Origin of the sequence: Leptospira yanagawae serovar Saopaulo str. Sao Paulo = ATCC 700523 (assembly GCF_000332475.2) — a bacterium.
Taxonomy (GTDB): Bacteria; Spirochaetota; Leptospiria; order Leptospirales; family Leptospiraceae; genus Leptospira_A; species Leptospira_A yanagawae.
In genome coordinates, this window is record NZ_AOGX02000011.1 from 1 (window position 1) to 7,189 (window position 7,189).

The following is a 7,189-nucleotide window of genomic DNA, read 5'->3' on the forward strand; positions in this document are numbered from 1 at the left end:
ATAAATCAGGTCCAATTTTAAGAAATTTGTTAAAACAACATTGATTTTAAAACTTAAAACACTGCGCATAACTGACGCTAACCACTTCGCGGCGGGACTCCGCCCTTGCTCGGTCTGCGACACATAGGCTTTTGTCACTCCTCTTGCTTACGCAAGCCTCGTGCCAATCCCTAACGTCCCTTCCAGGGACTATACGAGGTCGGGGAACTTCGGTAAGTCTATTCGATAATTGCAATTGGTTGATCAATAGAATAAGACGCGCAAATTTTTTTGAATGTGATTGATGTCGATTAAAGCGGAATAAAATACATGGCTGTGTTACTCCATTTACGTCTGTTACAGGATTATTGCTTTTTTAAGAAATAAGAGAAAAATTTGCGCTTGATTGGATATTACTAACGACTTCAATTCTTTTGTATTCGTAACCAACTGCAATTATCATCCGCTAACCACTTCGCTTCGGGACTTGCCCTCGCTTGGGCTGCGCCACATAGGCTTCTGGCACTCCACTTGCCTACGCAAGTGTCGTTCCAGCCCCTAACGCCTCTTCGAGGCTCAGGGTCAGCCTACGTTGGTTAGCTAGTTCGTTATACGCAATATCCAAAAAGTGATTAAGAGATACTTCTCAAGTAATCTCGTTTATACTGTTTTTTACAATTTTCCTTTGTATTTGAAACGTTCTATCTTAGTTCCTTTGATTAAATATAAAGTTTAAATCGAAATTTTCATTTTAAGAAATAAGAATTAAGAGAAAAGAAAGAAATGAAGAGTTCTTGGTTTTATCTTAAATAAGAAATTATTTTTGGACGGCGACTCTTTTTTTACATAATGTGATTAGGATTCTTTTTTATAATTCTATAAAAATTTGAAAACACAAAATTTAGAAAGAAAAAAATGAAAGAATACGAAGTATTGAATAAATTGTTTTCTAATCACTTTTATCTCCCACATTGGATACTGCGTATAACAGCGGCTAACCACTTCGCTTCGGGACGGGCCCTCGCTCGGCCTACGGCACATAGGCTTTCTGGCACTCGTTTGCATACGCAAACTACGCGCCAGTCCCTAACGTCCCGTTTACGGGACTCAGGGTCAGCCTACGTCGGTTAGCCTATTCGTTATACGCAATTTTTTAAAATCAATTAATATGAAAAAAATTAGAGACCTCTTTTCGTACAGAGAAAAAAAGAAAACGTTGAATGAATCTATTCAATTAGATACAATTAGAGACGAATCTAAAAATGTTATCTGGAGCATTCTTTTTGAAGATTTTTGGGAAGAAATTGAAAGAGATACTGGGAGATACTCAAAACAACAATCTTTCTTTTATGACGGACGCAATAGATGGTCAAAAGAATATTTTAAATACTATTGGATAAGAATCTTACAAAAACCCATTGATGAATTCCCCGACGATTGGGGTCATTTTTACTCTATTTTGAGAAAAGATTTCTTTAACTCAAATCTATTCGAGATCTTTGATTTCTTGGAATTAATATTAAAAACAATAGATCACCCGTTTTTTATAAAAAAATTGGTAGAAAACTTAAATTATGCATTCGAACAAGAAAACATTCAATTTAGAATTATTGGTTCTAATGTAACTAGCATAACCAACGATTTAGAAATATCATCAATAAATGAAACTCTAGAATCTGAATATAGCGCTGTATCAAAACATATGGATTTAGCAATTTCAATGCTATTCTCAAGAAATAGTCCTGATTACAGAAATAGTATAAAAGAATCTATTTCAGGAGTAGAAGCCATTTGTAAAATAATTAGTAAAAAAGATAAAGCAACTCTTTCCGATGCTCTAACATTAATAGAGAAAAAATACAGAATACATCCGGCCTTGAAACTTTCCTTGGAAAAATTATATAACTATACGAGTGATGAAAAAGGAATCAGGCATTCGCTTTTAAGTGATCAAGAAATTTCATTTAATGAAGCAAAATTTATGCTCATATCTTGCTCAAACTTTATAAATTATTTAAAATTAATATCCAAATAAAAAAACTGCGTATAACAGCGACTTAACGCTACGCCTCGGGACAAGCCCTCGCTCGGGCTACGCCACATTCCTCTTCTGTCACTCGTTTGCCTACGCAAACTCCGTGCCAGTCCCTAACGTCCCTTCGGGACTCAGGGTCGAGGAACGTCGTTAAGTCTAGTTCGTTATACGCAATATCCAAAAAGTGATTAAGAGACTCTTAGTAAGAATTCACGCTAATATTTTCGAATTAACGCATTTTTATTTACGAGATTCGTTTTATCGCAGCTCCTTTGATTAAGTAGAAAATTTTAATGACAATTTTCACCTTAAGAAATAAGAATTAAGAGAAAAGATGAACTAAAGAAAGAAATGAAGAGTTCTTGGTTTTATCTTAAATGCGAAATTATCTTTGTACGGCGACTCAATTTTTAAATACTAGAGACTAGGATTTCCTTTTAAAGTTCTAAATAAATTTAAAAAATCAACTTTAAGAAGAAAAAAATGAAAGAAAACGAAATTTTGACTAAATTGTTTTCTAATCACCTTATTTTCTCACATTGGACACTGCGTATAACAGCGGCTAACCACTTCGCATCGGGTCGAGCCCTCGCTCGGCCTACGGCACATAGGCTTTCTGGCACTCGTTTGCATGCGCAAACTACGCGCCAGTCCCTAACGTCCCGTTTCCGGGACTCAGGGTCAGCCTACGTCGGTTAGCCTATTCGTTATGCGTAATGCCATAAGATATGTTTGAAAAAATAACCATTAGAGAATCTGCCAATTCAGAAAAGGATTTTCCCTTAGATATGGGATTAATCCTTGAATCTATGCTATTCTATCGCAAAACTATTGTATTATGTAATTCCTGGATTTCACTTAAACAATTATTTAATACTTTCGGCATTGACAATATTAACAAATTAATTGATTCTGAAACGTTAGAAATTCTCTTCTCAGAATCACTCTCGGGAATTAGTACAAACAAGAACCAGGCTGGTATTGAACTTCATAACCTAGTTATTGTCAGCTCACCTCAGCATACTCTTGATATAAATTTAAAAAAAATATGCACCGAAATTACCGGAAGAGAAGGCAGAGGTCGTAGAATTGCAAACTCTTTCGAAGGAAAAATAAAAAAATTTAATTTTGATGCTGGTTTCGTAACAAATGCAAAAAGCATATTTTCAGATGAAGGCTACATAAATAAATCTGTCCAACTTCTCCTTAAGAACTGGATTCCTGAACTTGAAAACGAAAAAATAGAAAATTTTAAAGTCGAACAAGTAGAAAATGGTTTTATTGTAAATTCAAAACTCGATTTCAATTCTCTAAACAAAATATATAATAAAAGTCGTATCAACAAAGAAAACATATTAACACCTGCGTATCTGTTAACAAATATTTTCGATGTAGAAACTGACCTATTTCATGCTTCCAACAACTTAAGTGAAATTGTATCGACAACACAAAAATCTATGCTAATTGAAGTTAGGTTAAAATATTTAACAGACAAATATTTAAAAAGTGCGGAAAAGAAAGAAAATTTCATTAAGTATATCAGTCCATCATTTAACACAATAAGAGATGAATTCAATCAAGGGAAAATTGATATAAATTCAATAATCGAATCAATTTTACATTCAAATAAATTTAAAAAATGGCTAGAGAATATTGATAACAACGAAGATTTACTTCAGGAATATCTAAAAGAAATTTCAAAAGATAATCTAATTAACAAAATGCCAAACAAGATTTACCGCTGGGGATTTTTTACCTTAGGTGGCTTATTTCTAGAAGCATCATTCCCAACGGGAATAGGAACTATCTCTGGAGTAGCATTAAGCTTTTTAGATAGTTTTCTATTTGAAAAACTTGCAATAGGCTGGCAACCAAATCAATTTGTAAATCAATATTTAATAAAAAATTTAAAAGATTAAAATGGCACTACGCATAACAGCGACTTACCGCTACGCTTCGGCACAAGGCCTCGCTCGGCCTACGGCAAATTCCACTTCTGGCATTCGCCTTGCTTACGCAAGCTACATGCCAGTCCCTAACGTCCCGCTTCCGGGACTCAGGGTCGGGGAACTTCGGTAAGTCTGTTCGTTATGCGAAATATTTTAAAATTTCATGAGGATAAATATCTAAATGCAAAAAATTAAGAAAATTAACATTCGCCAATTTATCTTAATACTTCTTATCCCATTCCAAATCTTTTCTGAAGAATCGATTGAGTTAAAAGAGAATGAATTAAGTAGAAAAAAGATCCATTTATATTCTGCTTTGTATACTTTAAATAGATATACTGAGTATCCTTTTAGAAAAAGATCGGAAGACTTTGATATCAATTTTCTTTATGGTATTACTAATAACTTTTTTGTAGGATTTACATACAATATAGGAGAACATTCTGAAAGAAAAATTCAGTTTGTCCCAAGCACTTATAGTGGATATGAACAAGTTGGCGAATTTTCATCTTCACGATATGGAGAATATTTTATGCTTAGGTCTCAATATTTTTTTTACAAGAACTTCTACGGTAGTTTGAATGCGGGATTCGAAAAAGGATTCACAAAGGAGCAAACAAAATTTTTATACATTGGACAAAATGTTGAATATCAGCCTTACTCAAAAATTACCAATTTTTCTCACCGTTATTTTGGTACATTTGGAGTTGGTTACAGAGACAATTTCTTTGAAAATATACTTTTGGGAATTGAATTCGAATTCGGAGTGATAAACTCCGGCAAAATAAATGATCATTACACTTTTGATCCTGTATACTTTAATGGATTACCACAAAAATACAGACAAGATTTATACTTAGGTAATCCCTACAAAACAGGAAATTCAGAATTTTCTGTGATTTCCGTTTATGCAGGAATTGCATTGTAACTTAAAATACTTCGCATAACAGCGACTTACCGCTACGCTTCGGCACAAGGCCTCGCTCGGGCTACGCCAAATTCCCCTTCTGGCATTCGCCTTGCTTACGCAAGCTGCATGCCAGTCCCTAACGTCCCGTTGGGACTCAGGGTCGGGGAACTTCGGTAAGTCTATTCGTTATGCGACATGACAATAATTGAATTAAAAATATGAAAAAAACATTAAAAACAATCTTTACCCTACTCTTCTTAAACTCTGCTATTTTTTCGCAGTCGATTAAACCTACCTTTGAATCTGGAGTAAAAGTGCTAAGAGCAGAATTTATTCCCTTCGAATATAGCAGAGATAAAACTGATGCTATTCCGCTTTGGGGATATAAAGTGAACGATTTAAAAAGCAATAATAAAACAATTAATCCCTTTTTCTTCACTTATAAAAACCTAGAAAAGGGATATGGTTTGGAATTTGAATTCTCTAAAATTCAAATGGAAAGAGCAAATTATGATATTGATTATGTTTATACTAGAAACAATATTCCACAGTATTCTCGATTTAAAGAATATCTAAGATATAATGAAAGAAGTGATTATAAACTAAATTTCTTTTTTTATCTTTTACCTGATTCAAAGGAATATTTTGCTTTAGGTGGCGGTATCAGAAAAATAGATAGGATTAGAAATAGTTCAATTGATAATTTTACTGCTGAAGAGAAAATCATTGCTTTAGGTCCACAAATTGTCTTAAAATCCAAAATTCCCATTACAAAACAACTTTCCCTAAATATTGGATTAGATTTGTATCATACACAAGGTAAAAGAGATTATTACTATCTTGATTCACACCTCTATTTTTTCTCTTCTGGAGCTGTTTCTGATTTTACTAGCATAAAAGGAAATGGGAAAACAAAAGGAATCTTTAGAGGTTTTGAAGCTGATATTTCTTTAAAATATAATTTTCTTGAAAACTTTAATCTTGCTTTTGGATATAATTATAACTATGCTTACTTTAGATATGAAGATTTAAATGATACTTTTTACTCTTTTTCTACTTTTAACAATTCCATTGGTTACCAAAACAGTAAATTATCAAATGGAAAAGAGATAATTAGAGGATTTTATATTTCCGCATCAACCATCTTTTAATTGTCACGTCGCATAACAGCGACTTACCGCTACGCATCGGGACAAGCCCTCGCTCGGCCTACGGCAAATTCCCCTTCTGGCATTCGCCTTGCGTTCGCAAGCTACATGCCAGTCCCTAACGTCCCGTTCCGGGTCTCAGGGTCGGGGAACTTCGGTAAGTCTATTCGTTATGCGTAATAAACCAATCATTTTACATATGAATCTTTTTTATAAAATTATTTTGATCTCTTTAATTATGTTAATCAATTGCTTATCGAGAAATGCTGCTAGATTAAGTGAGCTGCCACTAAAGCAATTCGAAACCGATTTTGTAAAATTAGAGATAAATTTAAATAATTTTAATCCATCTGACACTGATTTTGAAATTTACATTCAAGACATTGACTCTTTTTATAAAAATCCGAATGTCTTTTCCCCAACTTTCTACTTTGATGGAAAACCTAAATCAAATTCTATTACGCTTTCGCTTCCAAAAGGCAAATACGTTGGATTTATTTCTCTAAGTTCAAAAGATTTGATTCCATATTATAGAAGTATATTATCATTCCACCACGTATATTTTGGTATTGATAAGGAATATAAAAAAATTAAAAAGCTAAATACAATCTGTATTCAGGAAACAACTTTCTCAAATCGAATTGAAAACATTACTAATTGTAATATTTTAGATTTGAATAGAGATTCTTTAATTCTTAATTTTACTTTAGAAAGTAAAAATGAAATTAATTATTCTACCTCTTTCTCTCTTCTTTGGTTCAGTTTTTCTTACGCATTTTTATCTGGTCCACAACAATATCCTTATGCTTTATTTTTAATTGGAAATGGATACTTGGGCATTCTTGTTAAACATTCATTAATTAACTTTGATAACCATGCTGAAATTTAACTTTAATCAGGTTTACTACGCATAACAGCGACTTACCGCTACGCTTCGGCACAAGGCCTCGCTCGGCCTACGGCAAATTCCCCTTCTGGCATTCGCCTTGCTTACGCAAGCTACATGCCAGTCCCTAACGTCCCGTTTCCGGGACTCAGGGTCGGGGAACTTCGGTAAGTCTATTCGTTATTCGCAATAGATATAAAATAATTATGAATAGAAAAATAACAAAAATATTAATTCTTTTCCTTTTGCTAAATTGCAAAAATTCAAATAGTTTGGAAAACA

General features: G+C 33.5%; 5 protein-coding genes. All 5 read left to right on the plus strand.

The window, feature by feature from the left end; translation table 11 throughout:
* Nucleotides 1–1,147 precede the first annotated feature (1,147 nt).
* Nucleotides 1,148–2,014, plus strand: coding sequence for an AbiJ-NTD4 domain-containing protein (locus LEP1GSC202_RS02445; protein ID WP_015676096.1), 867 nt, complete (start codon nt 1,148–1,150; stop codon nt 2,012–2,014).
* Nucleotides 2,015–2,742: 728 nt separating this feature from the next.
* Nucleotides 2,743–3,933: a hypothetical protein gene (locus LEP1GSC202_RS02450; RefSeq protein ID WP_039927979.1), complete on the plus strand. Its 1,191-nt coding sequence runs from the start codon at nt 2,743–2,745 to the stop codon at nt 3,931–3,933.
* A 211-nt stretch (nt 3,934–4,144) separates the two neighbouring features.
* Nucleotides 4,145–4,891 carry a hypothetical protein gene (locus tag LEP1GSC202_RS02455; protein WP_015676099.1) on the plus strand — a complete coding sequence of 249 codons (747 nt, stop codon included), beginning with the start codon at nt 4,145–4,147 and terminating at the stop codon, nt 4,889–4,891.
* Between the two features lie 200 nt (nt 4,892–5,091).
* Entirely contained in the window at nt 5,092–6,024 is a 933-nt protein-coding gene (locus LEP1GSC202_RS02460) for an LA_2444/LA_4059 family outer membrane protein (RefSeq protein WP_015676098.1), read from the plus strand.
* Nucleotides 6,025–6,193: 169 nt separating this feature from the next.
* Nucleotides 6,194–6,910: a hypothetical protein gene (locus tag LEP1GSC202_RS02465; protein WP_244147616.1), complete on the plus strand. Its 717-nt coding sequence runs from the start codon at nt 6,194–6,196 to the stop codon at nt 6,908–6,910.
* The last annotated feature ends 279 nt before the right edge of the window (nt 6,911–7,189 follow it).

Bases quoted from the DNA above. Each gene is read 5' to 3' on its own strand.
- LEP1GSC202_RS02445 (WP_015676096.1), top strand. From the start codon at position 1,148: ATGAAAAAAATTAGAGACCTCTTTTCGTACAGAGAAAAAAAGAAAACG.
- LEP1GSC202_RS02450 (WP_039927979.1), top strand. From the start codon at position 2,743: ATGTTTGAAAAAATAACCATTAGAGAATCTGCCAATTCAGAAAAGGAT.
- LEP1GSC202_RS02455 (WP_015676099.1), top strand. From the start codon at position 4,145: ATGCAAAAAATTAAGAAAATTAACATTCGCCAATTTATCTTAATACTT.
- LEP1GSC202_RS02460 (WP_015676098.1), top strand. From the start codon at position 5,092: ATGAAAAAAACATTAAAAACAATCTTTACCCTACTCTTCTTAAACTCT.
- LEP1GSC202_RS02465 (WP_244147616.1), top strand. From the start codon at position 6,194: ATGCGTAATAAACCAATCATTTTACATATGAATCTTTTTTATAAAATT.